This window comes from Bradyrhizobium sp. Leo78 (assembly GCF_059512425.1).
Genome location: NZ_JCAMOT010000044.1, coordinates 22,993 through 38,703, shown reverse-complemented (window position 1 = coordinate 38,703; position 15,711 = coordinate 22,993). Strand labels below are relative to the sequence as shown.

12 protein-coding genes and 3 pseudogenes are annotated in these 15,711 nt (G+C 61.6%); 3 read left to right on the top strand and 12 right to left on the bottom strand.

Features of this window, described 5'->3' with window-relative positions:
* Positions 1 to 4 precede the first annotated feature (4 nt).
* The 3 genes from AC5ZG1_RS36030 to AC5ZG1_RS36020 all read right to left on the bottom strand — a co-directional run bounded on the left by AC5ZG1_RS36030 (position 5) and on the right by AC5ZG1_RS36020 (position 4,279).
* On the bottom strand, positions 5 to 1,738 hold the full coding sequence (locus AC5ZG1_RS36030; protein ID WP_496135723.1) for a thiamine pyrophosphate-requiring protein: 1,734 nt from the start codon (positions 1,736 to 1,738) through the stop codon (positions 5 to 7).
* Positions 1,739 to 1,812: 74 nt separating this feature from the next.
* Entirely contained in the window at positions 1,813 to 3,408 is a 1,596-nt protein-coding gene (locus tag AC5ZG1_RS36025; protein WP_474418543.1) for an FAD-dependent monooxygenase, read from the bottom strand.
* Positions 3,409 to 3,523: 115 nt separating this feature from the next.
* Positions 3,524 to 4,279, bottom strand: coding sequence for an IclR family transcriptional regulator (locus tag AC5ZG1_RS36020; RefSeq protein WP_028168260.1), 756 nt, complete (start codon positions 4,277 to 4,279; stop codon positions 3,524 to 3,526).
* A 157-nt stretch (positions 4,280 to 4,436) separates the two neighbouring features.
* Here AC5ZG1_RS36020 and AC5ZG1_RS36015 point away from each other — a divergent pair, with 157 nt between their 5' ends.
* Positions 4,437 to 5,774 carry an MFS transporter gene (locus AC5ZG1_RS36015; protein ID WP_456645854.1) on the top strand — a complete coding sequence of 446 codons (1,338 nt, stop codon included), beginning with the start codon at positions 4,437 to 4,439 and terminating at the stop codon, positions 5,772 to 5,774.
* 225 nt (positions 5,775 to 5,999) lie between these two features.
* On the opposite strand, the pseudogene AC5ZG1_RS36010 reads toward AC5ZG1_RS36015, so the two are convergent.
* Positions 6,000 to 6,158: pseudogene (locus AC5ZG1_RS36010) on the bottom strand (RES domain-containing protein); the annotation flags it as partial.
* A gap of 118 nt (positions 6,159 to 6,276) precedes the next feature.
* Positions 6,277 to 6,948: a cytochrome b5 domain-containing protein gene (locus AC5ZG1_RS36005; protein ID WP_456645855.1), complete on the bottom strand. Its 672-nt coding sequence runs from the start codon at positions 6,946 to 6,948 to the stop codon at positions 6,277 to 6,279.
* Positions 6,949 to 6,964: 16 nt separating this feature from the next.
* Between AC5ZG1_RS36005 and AC5ZG1_RS36000 the strand changes: the two are divergent.
* Positions 6,965 to 7,571 (top strand): annotated as a pseudogene (locus AC5ZG1_RS36000) (transposase); the annotation flags it as partial.
* Here the strand turns inward: AC5ZG1_RS36000 and AC5ZG1_RS35995 are convergent.
* The 6 genes and pseudogenes from AC5ZG1_RS35995 to AC5ZG1_RS35970 all read right to left on the bottom strand — a co-directional run.
* Positions 7,571 to 7,690 (bottom strand): annotated as a pseudogene (locus AC5ZG1_RS35995) (catechol 2,3-dioxygenase); the annotation flags it as partial. The pseudogenes AC5ZG1_RS36000 and AC5ZG1_RS35995 overlap by 1 nt on opposite strands.
* A 174-nt stretch (positions 7,691 to 7,864) precedes the next feature.
* Positions 7,865 to 9,208, bottom strand: a complete 1,344-nt coding sequence (locus AC5ZG1_RS35990) for an MFS transporter (RefSeq protein WP_496135722.1) — start codon at positions 9,206 to 9,208, stop codon at positions 7,865 to 7,867.
* A 93-nt stretch (positions 9,209 to 9,301) separates the two neighbouring features.
* Positions 9,302 to 10,333, bottom strand: coding sequence for a 2Fe-2S iron-sulfur cluster-binding protein (locus AC5ZG1_RS35985; RefSeq protein ID WP_496135721.1), 1,032 nt, complete (start codon positions 10,331 to 10,333; stop codon positions 9,302 to 9,304).
* On the bottom strand, positions 10,330 to 11,319 hold the full coding sequence (locus tag AC5ZG1_RS35980; protein WP_456645858.1) for a PdxA family dehydrogenase: 990 nt from the start codon (positions 11,317 to 11,319) through the stop codon (positions 10,330 to 10,332). The genes AC5ZG1_RS35985 and AC5ZG1_RS35980 overlap by 4 nt, the downstream gene beginning before the upstream one ends.
* A complete protein-coding gene (locus AC5ZG1_RS35975) occupies positions 11,316 to 11,786 on the bottom strand; it encodes an aromatic-ring-hydroxylating dioxygenase subunit beta (RefSeq protein ID WP_456645859.1) in 471 nt (156 codons plus the stop codon). Before AC5ZG1_RS35975 ends, AC5ZG1_RS35980 begins: the two co-directional genes overlap by 4 nt.
* Before the next feature lie 9 nt (positions 11,787 to 11,795).
* Entirely contained in the window at positions 11,796 to 13,052 is a 1,257-nt protein-coding gene (locus AC5ZG1_RS35970; protein ID WP_456645860.1) for an aromatic ring-hydroxylating dioxygenase subunit alpha, read from the bottom strand.
* Here AC5ZG1_RS35970 and AC5ZG1_RS35965 point away from each other — a divergent pair.
* A complete protein-coding gene (locus AC5ZG1_RS35965; RefSeq protein WP_496135720.1) occupies positions 12,960 to 13,943 on the top strand; it encodes an IclR family transcriptional regulator domain-containing protein in 984 nt (327 codons plus the stop codon). The two genes, AC5ZG1_RS35970 and AC5ZG1_RS35965, sit on opposite strands and share 93 nt — an antisense overlap.
* A 394-nt stretch (positions 13,944 to 14,337) precedes the next feature.
* Here AC5ZG1_RS35965 and AC5ZG1_RS35960 read toward each other — a convergent pair whose 3' ends face one another.
* Positions 14,338 to 15,711, bottom strand: a complete 1,374-nt coding sequence (locus tag AC5ZG1_RS35960; protein ID WP_496135719.1) for an MFS transporter — start codon at positions 15,709 to 15,711, stop codon at positions 14,338 to 14,340.

Sequence of the window (15,711 nt, the reverse complement as noted above, 5' to 3'; positions counted from 1 at the left end):
TGAACTAAAGCGGCGTGACGTGAACATGCAGGACTGCGGCCCTGCCGTCGTCCACCGCCGCCCGGCACCGATCGATCGCCCCGGCAAGCTCATCGGGTTCAGTCACGCTCTCGCCATGAGCTCCGAAAGCACGTGCGACGTCGGCGAAACGGCGTTGCTCACCCTGACGGTCCGACCTCAAGCTGGACTGGAACGAGTTCGTTTCCGCGGCAACACCCGTGGGATAAACGCGCTGAACTGCGGATTTCACGGCCTGCCAGCCGCCGTTGTCCAGCACCACGGTCAGGATCGGAAGCTCATACTGCCGCGCAGTTGCATAGACCGAGTCGGGCGAGGAAAAATGAAAAGCGCCGTCGCCGATGATCTGCACGACGCGCCGATGCGGCTGCGCCAGCTTCAATCCCAGCGCCATGCCGCCGCTGAAGCCGAGGCCGCCGCCGGCGAGCCCGACATAGCTTCGGGGCTGCGTGCGATGAATCTGCTCCTGCAGCATCGGCCCGTTGCGGATCGCCTCATTGAGAACGATATCGTCCTGCGCCAACTTGCTGTTCAGGACAGCAAACAGATAGCTGGGATTGAGCGCACCCAGAACCCCTTTGTTGGCGGCAGCCGCGGCCCGGCGTTTCGCTGCGGCCTCGCGCGCCCCACTCCAGCTCGCAATGCGTTCAGCGACCCGCCGGCGATAGCCATCGTCGGCGCGCGCCTCGACGACGTCGAGCACCTGCTGCAGCACGGTCGCGCAGTCGCCCTGAATTCTCATGTCAGTTGGAAAGCCCCACATCGGAAAGTCTGATTTCAGGGGGTCGACGTCGATCTGGATCCACCGGATCGCATCGATGCGCTTGGCGTACTGCGGAACGAATGGGACGTCGGTGTCCAGCAAAAGCCCGAGATCCGCCTGCTCCAGCAGGGGCAGAGGATCGAAGCCCGCAAAGCAGGGCGAGCCCTGCGGCATATTGAGATCGATGGAATTGAATTCGGCGACCCGGATGCCGCAGGTCCGCGCCAATCGATCGAGCACGGCAACCGCCTCTGCCTTACGACCGAGATAGGCGGTCAGCGCAATCGGGTTGTCCGCGGCCATCAGCTGGTCGGCGATGGCCTCGACTCTTGCCCGATCGATGCCGCCGGACCGAACGCCGCCGTACCGTGCTGGGTCGTAGGCCGGCATCCGCGTTTCGTCCCATGTCTCCGCCAGCGTCTCGCGCGGCAGCATCATATAGACCGGTCCGGGAGGATCGCTGTGCATGAAAGCGGCGGCGCGGGCCAGAGCCTCCTTGACCACTATGCCGGACGGCAGCGAGTACTCCCATTTCACATAGGGACGAACGATGCTCGCAATGTCGAACGGATCCTGCACGAAATGGACATAGGTGTCGCGCGAGGCTGGCAGTTCACCATGCAAGGTGTAGGGCGCGCGGCCGGCGAACAGCATCACGGGCAAACGGTACCGAAACAAGTTCTGGATCGCCATGCACGCATTTGCGGTGCCGGCGTCGACATGCACGAAAACGGCCTGCCCCCTCCCCGTCGCCAGTGCGTAACCGCCGGCCATGTGGACGGCGACGATCTCATGTGGACAGAGGATAATCTGCGGACGCTTGCGGCCTTGCTTGTCCCACCGCGCGACTTCCTCAATCAGGGACACGTGGTCGGTCCCGAGATTGGCGAAGATATAGTCCACTCCGAGGTCCACGAGACCTTCGAGGAAATAATGCGCAGCGCTGTAAGAGCTCATGCTCTGGTTCCCTGTCGTTTCCCTGCCGGTTTCGGCTTTTCAGTTTCTTGTTCTGGCTTGGACGCGGTCCGACTTCACGGATCCCCACCCACAACCCGTCGGAGGATATCGGCCGGATCGCCGGTGCCCTCGTTGGACGCCCAGGCAACGAACTGATCGGGACGGACCAGCACGAGCGAAGCGTCATAACGCTCCCGGCCGTCGGCACGGCTGTCCTGGATCACCTTGAGCGGAAGGCGCAGCCTGTGGGCTGCGCGCCGGAATTCCTGCACAAAAGCGTTCGGCGCGCCCAGATCAAGCAGCGTGAAGCCGCTGCCGAGTTCTTCGTAGATGTTCTTGCCCGAGGATAAAGGCTGCGGCGTGAGATGGTGACCGGCGCGGGCCGCATAGCCATGCGAACCGATCGCACTGCTCACGGCACCCGGCGGCCCGAACACGATCGGCGAGCCCTCATAATTCGGCTCGAAGGCGTTGACTTCAGTGCGCGCGCCGGACTGTCGCTCGCGCCAGGCCGCTTCGAAGTCGGCGCGGTCAACCGATGGATTATGCCGGCGCAGGAAATCGCGATCATCGAAGATCGACTTCTCGATGAAGTCGCGCGCGGTCGAAGCGAATACCGGCCGCCGCTCCGCGTCATAGCTGTCGAGCAGGCCGGAGCCGCCCCAGCCCTGCAGGGTGGCCGCGAGCTTCCAGGACAGGTTGACGGCATCCTCCAGCCCGCTGTTGATCCCATAGCCCCCGTAAGGGGGGTGGCTGTGCGCCGCGTCCCCGGCGATGAAGACACGGCCCGCGCGATAGCTGTCGGCCAGCGCAAAGCGTAGGTCCCAAAAGCCGATATGATCGAACTCGATCTCGAACTCCGCACCGGCGGCCTCGTGCAGGAGTCGTCGGAAATCGAAATTATCGCGCGTGGTGTGGGCGGGAACGGGCGCATGGAAGAACCACGTGGTGCCGAGATCCACACGGCCGAAGAATTTCCAATAGCCGTCGAGTTCCGGATGCAGCACGTTGTAGAACGATTTGCCGGGATAGCGCTCAAGCAGCCGGTGCAGGCCGGTCGAACGGAATACGAGCAACACCATCAAGCGGTCGTGGTCGGACCTGGTCTGGCGAATGCCCGCCTGGTCGCGCACGATCGATCGACTCCCATCGCAACCTACGACATAGTCGGCGCGCAAGCTTCGCCTGTTTCCGTCGCGATTGGTGATTTCAACATCCACCCCGCCTTCGTCGGGATGTATCCGCTCACAGGTCCAGCCAAACAAGGTATTGATGTTTGGGATCTGCGCTGCCCTGCGGCGCAACACCGCCTCGGTGGCGTATTGCGGCAGGCGCTCATTGTCGCAGAAATAAAACGGCCGCACGAGTTCGCGCTGTAGCCAGTCGTAGCGGTAACCGCTCAGCAAGGTGCCGTAGCTGGTCATGCCGCCGATGCCGTAATCACTCGGTATGGTTCGGGCGGCGCGCAATTCCCCTTCAGCGCCCCAGAAATGGAAATGCTCGAGGGTACGCTGGGTGAGATTCTGTCCTTTCGGAATCGGCTGCGGCTCGCTGTAGCGTTCGACAACGATGCAGTTGATGCCCCGCAGACCGAGATCGATTGAAAGTCCGGTCCCGACGGGTCCTCCGCCGACGATCACCACCGGAACAGCTTTACCCGGACTCTGCATTCGCACCGACCTCACTTGCGCACTGCTAGTCGATCAATGCCGGCCGCAGGGGGACCGTAATTCAATGCAGAGCATCGCGGCTCAGGTCAAGTTAAAATCTCATATTTTGAGATTTCTATCCATTTTCCTCGAAGATCTCGGCAGAGATCAGGTTGGCCGTTTGGCGCACTTCCCCGCTAATCCGATCAATCAGGCCACCATTCGCATGCTGGCCAGCGATAGTGAGACAGAGACTCGCGACCGGATAGTTTGCATCGAGGATAGGAGCGGCGATGCCGATTGCCCCGGGGGTCACTTCACCAAAGGCGACCGCGACGCCCGCTCTTCGGATGCGCTTCAGCACCACTGCGATTTCCTCGGCCGTCGCACCGAGGCCGACGCTGCGAAGATCATCGGCATAACGCTCAAGCAATGGGACCAGACTGCGTTTCGGCAGGAATGCCATGATCGAGCGGGCAATCGCGCCGCGACCCATCGGCATCGGTCGGCCCCGCGGATAGCTGCTCACCGGATGGGGCGCCGACGATTGCGAAGCAACACAGAGCATCTTGTCGCCATACCAGCGGACAATCAGGGCGGTACAGGGATGCGCCGCGGTGAGACGCTCCAGATGTGGCGCGGCGGCGGCGACCAGCGGGTCTGCGCGCCGGTTCAAATAGTCCATCTCGACGACTTTAGGCCCGAGGGCGAAGCGGCCCCCACGGACGGACATCAACAGCCCGCTTTCCCTGAGGCTCTTGAGATAGCGGTAGAGCGTCGGACGCGTGTAGCCGAGTTCGCGCATCAGTTCGTCCGGCGTCCAGAGCGGGCGCGTTTCGCTGAACAGTTCCAGCACGGCGAGCACCCGGTCTTGGCTGTTTCTCTTCTCCACCTGTCGATCCGTTCCAATGTCGCCCGTCCTGTACCGCGGTCCCGCGCTTCCGGGAATGGGACATCGGAGCAGGATTGTCTTCGATATAATCTCACTATAAGAGATTTCAAAATAGAAGACGGTGGGACATTTGGATCCGCCAGGAGGAAATCGCACCATGGCCACCGGCGTGAACGAGGAGTCCAACCCGATGGTCGTCGATGTCCCCAGCTACATCGACCGACAGCCGGTCGGCACATTTCAAATTCAGGTGCTGCTGATTTGTGCGGCGGTGCTCTTTATCGACGGATTCGACACGCAGGCCATCGGATACGTTGCGCCCGCCCTGGCGCAAGAATGGAAGCTGCCGCGCGATGCGCTTGGACCAGTGTTCAGCGCCGGATTATTCGGCCTGATGATCGGCGCCTTGATCTTCGGCCCGCTCGCCGATCGGATCGGCCGCAAGCGGATCATCGTGGCCAGCACCGCTGCATTCGGCATCGGCAGCCTGCTAACCATGCTGGCCCAGGATGCCACATGGTTGATGGCGCTCCGTTTCCTCACCGGTCTCGGCCTCGGCGGCGCGATGCCAAACGCGGTTGCAGTGACCTCCGAGTTTAGCCCGCACCGCCGTCGAGCAACCATGGTGATGGCGATGTTTGCCGGGTTTTCCGTCGGCGCGGCGCTCGGCGGTTTGCTCGCGGCTGCGTTGATCCCCGCTTTTGGCTGGCGCTCGGTGTTTCTGGTCGGCGGCATCGCGCCGCTCCTGCTCGTGCCAGTTCTTGTGCATTCGCTGCCGGAATCGATCCGCTATCTCGCATTGACGGGCGGGCGCGATCGCGAGGTCGCCGGGTTGTTGCGGCGCATCACGCCGGAGGCGACGTTTGCGGGCGACGTCCGCTTCGCCGTGCAGGAGCCCAAGCTGGCCGGCCTGCCGGTGGTCCATCTCTTCACAGAGCAGCGGAGCGCCGTCACGTTACTGCTCTGGATCGTATTCTTCATGAGCTTGCTCGATCTCTATCTTCTCTCAAACTGGCTGCCGACGGTGCTTCATGATCTCGGTGTCTCGGTGTCGGTTGCCGCGGCGATCGGCGCGATGCTGCAGGTCGGTGGCGTGGTCGGCACCTTCGCGCTCGGCCACTTTATCGACCGCTTCTCGTTCCGCGCGCTCGCGCTCACCTATCTGTGCGCTGCGGTCGCGGTAGCGGCGATCGGCTTGAGCAGTCATTCGACGAGCCTCATCACCGTCGCGATCTTTGCTGCCGGATTCTGCATCGTCGGCGGGCAGATCGCCTCGAATGCGCTGACTGCAACGTTTTACCCGACCGCGATCAAGTCGACCGGTGTGGGCTGGGCGCTAGGCATCGGCCGCATCGGCTCGATCGTCGGTCCTTTGATCGGCGGCCTCATGCTTGCCCGTAACATGGAACCACAGCCGCTGTTTGCCGTAGCCGCCATTCCGGCGCTGATCGCCGCGACGGCAGCGCTTTTCCTAGCCCGTTCCGTGCCCCGCTGAACGCCCAAGGCCGGCATGCACCTACCTGACGTGTTTCCTCGAAACTCCCCAAGCCGCGCCTCCCGCACACCGTCTCGGTCGAACGCATCGACCCCGTATACATAAGGGATTATGCCACTCCCTCCGAATTGATCAGAGGTCGCTTGCGCTGTACGCCCCAACGATAGCCTGCGATCGAACCATCCGCCTTTCACGACCCGATGACGGCGGCGGACAGCCGGCGATCCAAAACACCGGCTCGTGCACTGCCGTGGTGATGTGACGGAATTCCGGGTGGGCCGGATTGATTAGCGTGTTGTGGTCCACCGGCGCGATGACGCTCGGCACCATCAACATGAGACTCCTCTTTTCGAGACAGCAGGCCTCGCCAAAACGCTTGCTAACAAAACTGTCGCCCGCCCCCAAAGCGCTCACCGGGTTCACCTTTGGGCCTCGCAGCCGCAACGTGCCTGAGCGAGTTGCGAGCAGTGCCCCATCACGTCTGGTCACAGCAAGATGCCAGTCACGGCAAGCTTGGAGCCTCGACGAGGTCTCCGATGCAGAAATGAGCCATGTGCGCGACGGCTTCTGCACTGTGGTAGTCACCGAACTCGGCAGTGGCTTCCTTGCCGGCGTACATTCGGGCGATTCCAGCGCCACCAGGGTGATGGGATGCCCACTCGGTGATGTCGTAAACTTTTCCCGAGATGATGATCCAGCAGTCGTCTCGCGTGTTGTGCAGGGCGACCTCTTCGCGCGTGACCGGGCGTGTACCCTTGGCGGGAGCAGCTGGCTTCCAGAGCTTGGAGGTGATCGCGGCGTAGTTGGCCTTGGCGGCTCGGCGGAAGTCCCACGGTCCTAGCCTCTTGGAAGGCAATTCGGTACCGATATTGCGGGCGTCGTACGCGTAGATCCAGGAGTCGTCATCACCGCCGCGCTTGTCGTGGGCAAAGACCGGGCTCCTCCGCTCGTCGAGCGTCTCGAGTAGCGCCTTCCGCGCAGCGGTGTCCTTGGCCCGCAAGTGATCGAAGGCAAATTTGGATCCGAGTTGGAAGCGGGTGGCGCGGTAATGCCGCACGCGTTCGTAATGCAACATCGCTGTAGCCACATCGCGCTTGTGCAGGGCGAAGGCACAGGCGATCGCGGCGGCGTCCTCGAAGGACTGCGCGGCACCCTGGCCAAACGTGGGAAGCATCGGGTGCGCTGCGTCCCCGAGCAGACAGATACGGCGGTTGATCGACAGGTTTGTCGACCTTGAACAGGTCCGGCGGGACTTGGCGCCTTTCTACAGCAGCATCGGTCGGCCTTCGATCGATCCCGAGCTGATGATCCGGATGCTCCTGATCGGTTACTGCTTCGGCATCCGATCGGAGCGGCGCCTGTGCGATGGGGTTCACCTCAATTTGGCCTACCGGTGGTTCTGCCGGCTCGGTCTGGATGGGGCGGTGCCGGATCATTCGACATTCTCCAAGAACAGGCATGGCCGCTTCCGGCAGAGCGATCTCTTCCGTCGCGTGTTCGAGAGCGTGCTACGCCGCTGCATCGAGGAACGACTGGTCGGCGGTGAAGGATTTGCAGTCGATGCGAGCCTAATCAAGGCCGATGCCAATCGGCAGAAGGGGATCGAAGGCGATAAGGGACTTCCGCCGGAGGCTACCGGCCGAGCAATTGATGAGTATCTGGCTGTCCTCGATGATGCCGCTTTCGGAGCCGCGACCGAGGTTACCCCGAAGTTCGTATCGCCCTCCGACCCGGCGGCGCGACGGGGGGCGCACGGCGGCCAAGCGTTTCGCCTATTCGACGAACTACCTGGTCGACTCTGTGTCGTAATAGAGCTCGATGATGTGGGCGTCAGGATCGCGGCAGCGGAACGCCGGCCTCTGCCCCACGTCGCCATCGGTCATCCACTCCCTTCCTTGCTCGGTCCGGGCTCGAAGCCCTTGCAACTTTTCGGGTTGAGGAAGACGCCGGAGCTGTCCCTCGCTCTGCTACAGGCTCTCTCGCCTTTGGGTGCAACGGGCTCAGTTCCAGCAACGGGCGGTTCTGATCCAACCGCCCGTTCGCACATTCCGACAGATTTCTGGGACACAAGGAGGTTGAGGAAGGTCTTCTCAACCTTCTCCCTTGGCTGCGTCCCACCCATACCAATGGCCAAGCAGCAAGATGAGCAATCCGGCGAGCAACATCGGGATCCCGGCAACATAGAGAATATGTTGAGGGCTCAAGTGGTACGCGAGCAACGCGCCGATCAACAGCGGGCCACCAATGCCCCCTAACCTGCCGATGCCAAGCGCCCAACCCACGCCGGTTGACCTGATCGCGGTCGGATAATAAATCGCCGCCAACGCAATCACGCTCTTCTGTCCGCCGCTGACACAAAACCCGGCACAGAACCCAGCCACGATCATGATCCAGCTTGGCTTGTCGATCGAATAGCCGAACGACAGAACGAACAGGACGCCCGCCAGATAAACAGTGCCAAGTGAGCCATAGGGCCCAATGCGGTCCATCGCCGGTCCGATCGCGAATGCGGCGACGATGCCACCAACGGTGGTCATGGTGGTAGCGAGCGCCACTGTGCTGAGGGAATGGCCGACATTCGTCAGCATCGATGGCAGCCAGCTTTGCAGCGCGTAGAACTCCGCAAGGTTCAGCACGAACACGATCCAGATCACCAGCGTTCCTGCTGCGCGCCCGGACGAAAACAGGCTTCCGACTGCGCCGCGCCGCTCGCCCACCTCGGTGACGAACTTTGTCGGTCCCTCCACCGGCAGCGCGCCATCCACCCGGCGCACCACGCGCCAGACTGTCTCCGGCTTCGCTTTGGTGCGAATGAGGAAATCCATCGACTCCGGCAAGAACATCAGCGCCAGGATCGCGACAAGCATGGGCGCCGCGCCGCCGATCCACAGCATCGAGTGCCAGCCGTATGCAGGAATAGCCCACGCAGCGACGGCGCCGGCTGCGACGAAGCCTAGCGAGAAGCCGCAATAGATCGCCAGCACGAAGGTGGCGCGCAAGCGAGCAGGACTGAACTCGGTCGTCAACGCGATGGCGCTTGGCACCACCGAGCCGAGCGCAGTACCGGTAACGAAACGAAGCGCCATTAATTCAGTGACATTGGTTGCAAAGACGGTGGCAAACGTCAGAAGTGCGAACGCAAACGTCGATATGACCACAAGCTTGCGATGGCCGAAGCAGTCCGATAACGGCGATACCAGCAGATAGCCCACCATCAATCCAGTCAGCGCCGACGAGAAGATCGGCCCGAGCAATTCTCGAGAGAGCCCCCACTCTTTTGCGATCGACGGCGCCATGTAGCTAATGGCCTGCGTGTCAAAACCATCGAGAAACATGACGAGTCCGCATAACACCACAATCCCGTATTGCGTGACGCCGGTGCGGCGCGAATTGATGAAGGATGGGACGTCAAAAGCAACCTCCGTACTGCTCATTTCCTCACCTTTGCTGGCCAAATGATTTGGTCCAATTTGTTTCTTGATCTTGAAACGGCGCGGCTATGCCGACACGAAGAGCGCGCAGAATTGTCAGCCGGCAGCTTGCAAGACTTGAACCAATGTTGGGTCGGATGATCCGCTCGGGATGAACGCATCGGCGTAAAAGCGATCACTTGGCAATCCGCAGCGCGTCGTGAATTCATTGCGCGCGGCTTCGATCATCATCGGATTCCCGCAGGCATAGACGTGCCGGTCCGACAGATCGATAAGATCCTCGAGTACCGCGACGTGAACCAGTCCACGACGTCCCGCCCAGTTCGGGTCAGCTTCAGACAGCACCGGAATGAACGTGAACCACGGATAGCGCTTCGCCCATTTTTCGCAGGTCTCCGCGAGATAAAGATCGGCGGCGGTGCGTCCGCCCCAATAGAAACGTACCTCGCGGTTGAGCCGCCGCCGGATCATGTCATCGAGCATGGACTTCAACGGCGCGAAGCCTGTACCGGTCGCGACGAATACGTAGCGCGCCTGATCGTCCTCGCGCAGGTAGAAATCGCCGAACGGCACCTCCACCTCGAGCTTGTCGTCGAGCTCCAAGGAAGCCAGCACTCTCTCGGAGAACGCGCCGCCGGGCACATGCCGGATGTGGAGCTGAACGCAGTCGCTTTCCTGCGGCGCGTTAGCCATGGAGAAGCTGCGCTCGTCGCCATCCGGCATGCGGATGCGCAGATACTGCCCGGCCTTGAACTTGGCACGAATGCTGGCCGGAAAGCGCAGCTGCAGGATGGCGACATCATCGACCGGGCGCGACATGCGAAACACCCGCGCCTGGATTTTCTTCCGCGCCAACGGATCATGACGCTGAATGCGGCGCGCCCGGATGGTGAGATCGCTCTTGGCCGTGGCCGTGCAGAACAGGACTTTGCCGGCCGGACCCGTCATTTCCTTCGAGCGCTGTTTGACATCGCCCTTGCTCAGAAAGCCTTCGCAGGATGCGCAGACACCCTTTCTGCAGGAGTAGGGCATCGTGTAGCCCGCACGCTCCGCTGCGACGAGAATGGTTTCGCCGTCATGGCACGTGAAGTTGATGTCGGCGCCTTCGACTGCGATTGTGTGGGTCATGGGATTGCCTTGAATTGACTGGCACCTGCGACGAGCTGGATGCAGCGCAGGACGGGCGTGGGATCGGCAATGCCCTTCCCCGCAATGTCGAAGGCGCTGCCATGGCCGACACTTGAAAACATCAGGCCCGCACCGATCGAAATCGCCGCCGAATTCCGGCCCGCCAGCAGCTTGATCGGAATGTGTCCCTGATCGTGATACATCGCCACGAACGCATCGAAGCCCTGCTGACCAAGCATCAGATCGGCGCCCACCGGCCCCTCGATATCGATGTCTTCCGCCTTCAGTCGCTCGACCAGCGGCTTGACGATGCGATCGTCATCGTCGCCAAAAAGCCCGCCCTCGCCTGCGTGAGGATTGATGCCAAACACACCAAGCTTGGGGCGTGCAACGCCGAGATTCTTCAAGGCATCGATCGTTGTGCGAATAGCGCGCTCGATCAGCGTTGGCGTAAGCCGTTCAAGCGCATCGGCAAGCCGCTCATGCAATGTCACATGAGCGATCCGCAGCCCCGCACCGACCAGCATGAGGAACACTTCATCCTCCGGCACCTTCTTCAGCCGTGCCAGCAGGCTCGGATAGCCGGAGAACCTGATGCCGGCAGCGTTGACATTGGTTTCGGAATGCGGACAAGCCACGATGCTATGAGCCCGCCCCACTTTCATTAGGTCGAGTCCCGCCTCGACATAGGCGACGGTGGCGCGGCCACCCTCCGCACGCCCATGTCCAGGCGTGAAGGCTCTTGGGTCAAGCGCGGCAACAGGATGATAGAGCAACGGCCGCTTGTCAGTGGATGCCCCGGCCTGCGTCAGGGTCAGGCCGGGTGCGAATTTGTCCGCGTAGAAGCGGATGACATGCTCGTCGCCAACCAGGATTGGAGATGAGCCGGGCTGCGCTTCCGCACACAGCACCGCAGCCTTCACCGCGATTTCAGGGCCGATCCCATTGGGATCGCCAATGGTCAGCGCAACAGCTCTCGAGGTCATAACGGCAGCGCCAGCAGCGTGTCGATCCGGGAGCTGTCGCATACGACGGTCCGCTCTTGCAGTTGCGCCAATCGGTCCGCGATCTCATAGACATCGAAATAGCGACCGGTGGCGTAAATCGATGTGTCGCCATCCTGCAGGATGCGCGCCACCAAGAAGGAGGTCTCGCTACGCACCTTTGCTCCGTCTTCCGACAAGATCGACGGCTGTCCGAGGATGTGACGATAAGTCTGCCGCTCATAGATATTGGCTTCGCGCAGCGCCGAGACGCGATCAATCAGCATGCCGCGGGAGTTGGCAAACACGATGCCGGCCTCGAGCCCCTCGCGATAATTCGATGCGGTCGTGATCCTGTAGAGGCACGGGCCATGAAACAGGCTCGGCCATTCCTCGAGGCGATCGTCATCGATGCAGCGCGAGTACTTCGCCTGCGCTTCGATGATATATTGCAGAACGCTGCTGGTCATCGCGTATCCTCAGAGTCCCATGTTGGCGCGATACGCCTTCCAGAAGCCGCGCACTGACGCCTCGGTCACCCGGCTCTCGCTGCTATTGGCATCGGCTCCGCCCATCTCGAGGACAGCATGATCGTCGCTTGCGCCGGCAACGCCACGCTGCACGAAGCCGCCGACACAGCCATCTTCCATCGAGATGTATCCGGCCGGCCCAACCAGGTTGCCCTGCTTGATACGTGTCAGGCGCTGCTCGGGCGTATCATCAGAGAAGCCGAGATAGGTCCAGTTCAGATCGGTCCTGTCGACCGCACGCGGCACGATCTGGCGAACCGCAATGGCGTTCTGGATCTGCTGCAGCACGAAGGTCGGGAACACCGACAAAATCTGCAGCGTGCAGCCATCGCGATATTCGTCGAAACTTTCCAGCAAGCTGGGATCGGCGAGCTTGTACTCGCTCTCCGAGCGCAACTGCTGCTTGGCGTAATCCACGTCCTTTTCGGCCTCGCGATCGATCGCCGAATAGCTGACGTGGTGCCCGCCGCTTTCATCGACTATGATGCCGCCCTTCATCGACAGCCGGTTCAATTCGAATGTCGTGAAGAAAAGATGCAGAATGCTGGCGTGATAGGAGTCCTTGACGTTCTCCATATAGAGCTTCCAATTGTTTGGAAGCACCTGGGTAAAGCGCCCGAGCACCACGGGCGTGCGACCGCCGAGCACGCGCTCGATGCGGTTCAAGATCTCTTCGCCGAGATATTCTTCGATCGACGGCACGTCCTCAGAGAATGAACCGAAGATCAGGCCGTGAATAATCGCGATGCGCAGCTTGCGCGGACCGTGCTGCTCCATCTTGAACGAGTCGGGCATGCCCCCCTTGCCCTTGATGCCGTCCTTGAAGGCGACTCCCGTCAGATTGCCCTGCGGGTCGTAATTCCAGGCGTGATACACGCAGCTGAAATCCTTGCGATGCTTGCCGCGGCTTTCCAGACAGATCAACGCGCCACGATGGGCGCATCGGTTTTCGAACGCGTAGATTTCATTGTCGGTGTCGCGCGTTACGATCACGGGCGTATCGCCGATGTGCGCCGTGAGGAAATCGCCCGGCTCCGCCAGTTCAACTTCCAGCGCGAGATAATGCCAATTCGGCCCCTGGAAGATCTTGCGCTGCTCCTCCGCGTAAATCGATTGATCCTGGAACACCCAATACGGAACGCGGGTGAGCCCCTCCGGCCAGTTGACCAGATTTGCTCGTTCCGGCGGCAAAACGATCTTGTTCATCAGCGCTTCCTCACGCTTGACTTCACGTTCGGTCTGTTCGAATATCGAACAAGTATCTTTATTTCGAACACCTTGAGCCACTCTAAAACGGCTGTCAAGGTGAGCTCAGCTATGGCGATCGCGGAAACCCAAGAGAGACGTGAAGGGATGGCGGGGCTCGCGAAAGGCCTCGCGATCATCGAGGCATTCTCGGTTCACCCCGTGATGAGCGTCGCCGACGCCGCGCGCGCTTCAGGCGCTACACGCGCAGCCGCGCGCCGATGCCTCCTCACCCTGGTCGAGTTGAATTACCTCGAGCTGTCGGGACGAGACTTCCGTCCTCTTCCTCGTCTTCGCAGGCTCGGCGGCGTGATGTCCGACCGCGATAAGCTCGTGCAGATCGCACAGCCGCTGCTGGAGCGCGCCCGCGATGAAGCCGCGGAATCGATTTCGCTGGCGGTGCTGGACGACAATCAATCGCTCTTCATTGCGCGCGCGCAAGCCGAGCACTACGTCCAGACCGGCGTTCGCGTCGGCGCCTATCTTCCGCTCTATTGCTCGGCGACAGGCCGCATCCTGCTCGGCGGCCATACTGATGACGACATCACGCGACGACTGAGCCGGCAACCGATGAGCGCACGCTCGCCGCGGACGCTGACCACTATCCCGGACATTCTGTCTGCGATCCGGACCGCAGCGAAGAACGGCTATGCGATCAGCGACGAGGAGCTGGCGCCGAGCATCAGATCAATGGCCGTCCCGGTGCTTGCCGCGGACGGCGACATCGTCGCCGCCGTCAGTGTGAGTGCGGCCACGGCCCGCGTCAAAGTCAACGATCTGCGCAAACGTCTGCTACCTGTGCTACTCAACTGCGCGAACCAGATCGCCCGGCCGTTGAAGGAGCTGCGCTGAAGGCTTCCCGCCGTTAGAACACCGGAGGCGGTCATGCGCCCATCTCAGTCCGCTCGGCGCACAAGAGAAGTGTTGGCAGTTTGTCACCAAGAAGATTGCTGATGCCGAGACCAATAGCCGAGTTTTGCTGTGCGTACCCAGCCAACGGCCACGCCGAGATTGGTCAATCTAAGTCAGCAGGGCCGAAAGCGCCGGCGACGCCAGTGAAGCGGCCGCTATGCATAGAAGTGCAATAGCGACGACGCCATCCTATTGGCGCTCGGAGCGCGTTCACGTTTGCTGCGATTTCAGTTGCTTATCCCAACGATGAAAATCCAAAGGTGAAGCAGGCCCCCAAGGCGAGCGCCCAGGGCTTGCGCGGCCGATCAGCGCCCTCGCCGGGACAGCGAAACAATCAGCGCCCGTCGGCGAGCTCCTCCAACCCCCGTTTTGCCGGCTCTATCCCCCAAGCCATCACCGCGACGATCTGAATCAGCAGAAGGCCGATCATCAGGGATGTCACACCACCTATGCCATAGGCCCTGAACAATCCGAGCACGATGAACGGAGACACGATAGTCGCACCGCGCCCGAGCATGTTGCAAATGCCGTTGGCACGGAGCCGGACTTCGGTCGGGAACAATTCGGGGGTGTAGACGCCGTAGAGCAGCGCGACCAGGACATAGATTGACAGTAGCAGGCAGAACCCGATGGCGACGAAGGCCACGGGATCGGAAAGCATGGGATAGATCAGGCCGAACGCGATCGTGGACACCGATCCGCCGACGATCGTTGGCCGTCGACCGGCACGGTCCGCCAGGACACTCCCCAATGCGCAACCGATCGGCGCGGCCAACGACATGACAAGAGTATAAGCGAACGACTTCGCCAGCGTTATGCCCTGTTGAACGAAGAAGGTCGGCAGCCAAGTCACGAAGCCGAAGATCAGGGTATTGATCACGATCAGAACGATCGACCCGAGGATCAAGCGGGGCAGCAGGACCGGCCCGAACAATTCCGCCGCGCTGAAGCTCTTGACCGCGGCGGGGGGCGGCAATGGCGGCAAGGCGGACGCACCACACTCCTTCTCGATTTCGGCGACGATGGCTTCCGCTTCCTCGGTACGACCCTTGGTTTCGAGCCAGCGCGGCGATTCCGGCAAGGCCTTTCTGAGGTACCAGACAAACAGCGCGCCAGCGCCGGCGATGAGGAACATCGCGCGCCAGCCGACCAGTGGAATTAGGGCCGAACCCAACAGGGTCGTGGCGGGCAGGCCGCTCACCACGATCATGGCCATCAGCGCCAGCCACTTGCCACGCGACGCGGGGGGCACGAATTCCGTGAGCGAAGAGTAGCCGACGACGATTTCGGCGCCGAGGCCGAGTCCCATCAGCAGTCGGGCTGCGATCAGCCATTCCATGGACGGCGCGAACGCGGCCCCTAGAGAAGCGATCCCGAACAGGAGCAGATTGAACTGGTAGGTGAAGCGCCGTCCATAGGAGTCACCGAGAAAACCCGCCGCTAGAGCGCCGATCGTCATGCCCATGAAGGTGACCGACACGAATTGCGCATTCTGCGCCAGGGTCGAAAACTTGCTCGCGAGTGTGGCGCCCAGCACGCTGGTGCCGACATACAGATCGTAGCCGTCGAAGAACATCCCGGCCCCGATCAGCCAGAATATTCGTGTGTGGAACGCTGAAATCGGCAAACGGTCGAGCCTGGCTCCCGACTGGACCGACATCGTTGCTGAGGCGGCCGTCAAAGCCGTCGTCTCTGCCACTACACTCAT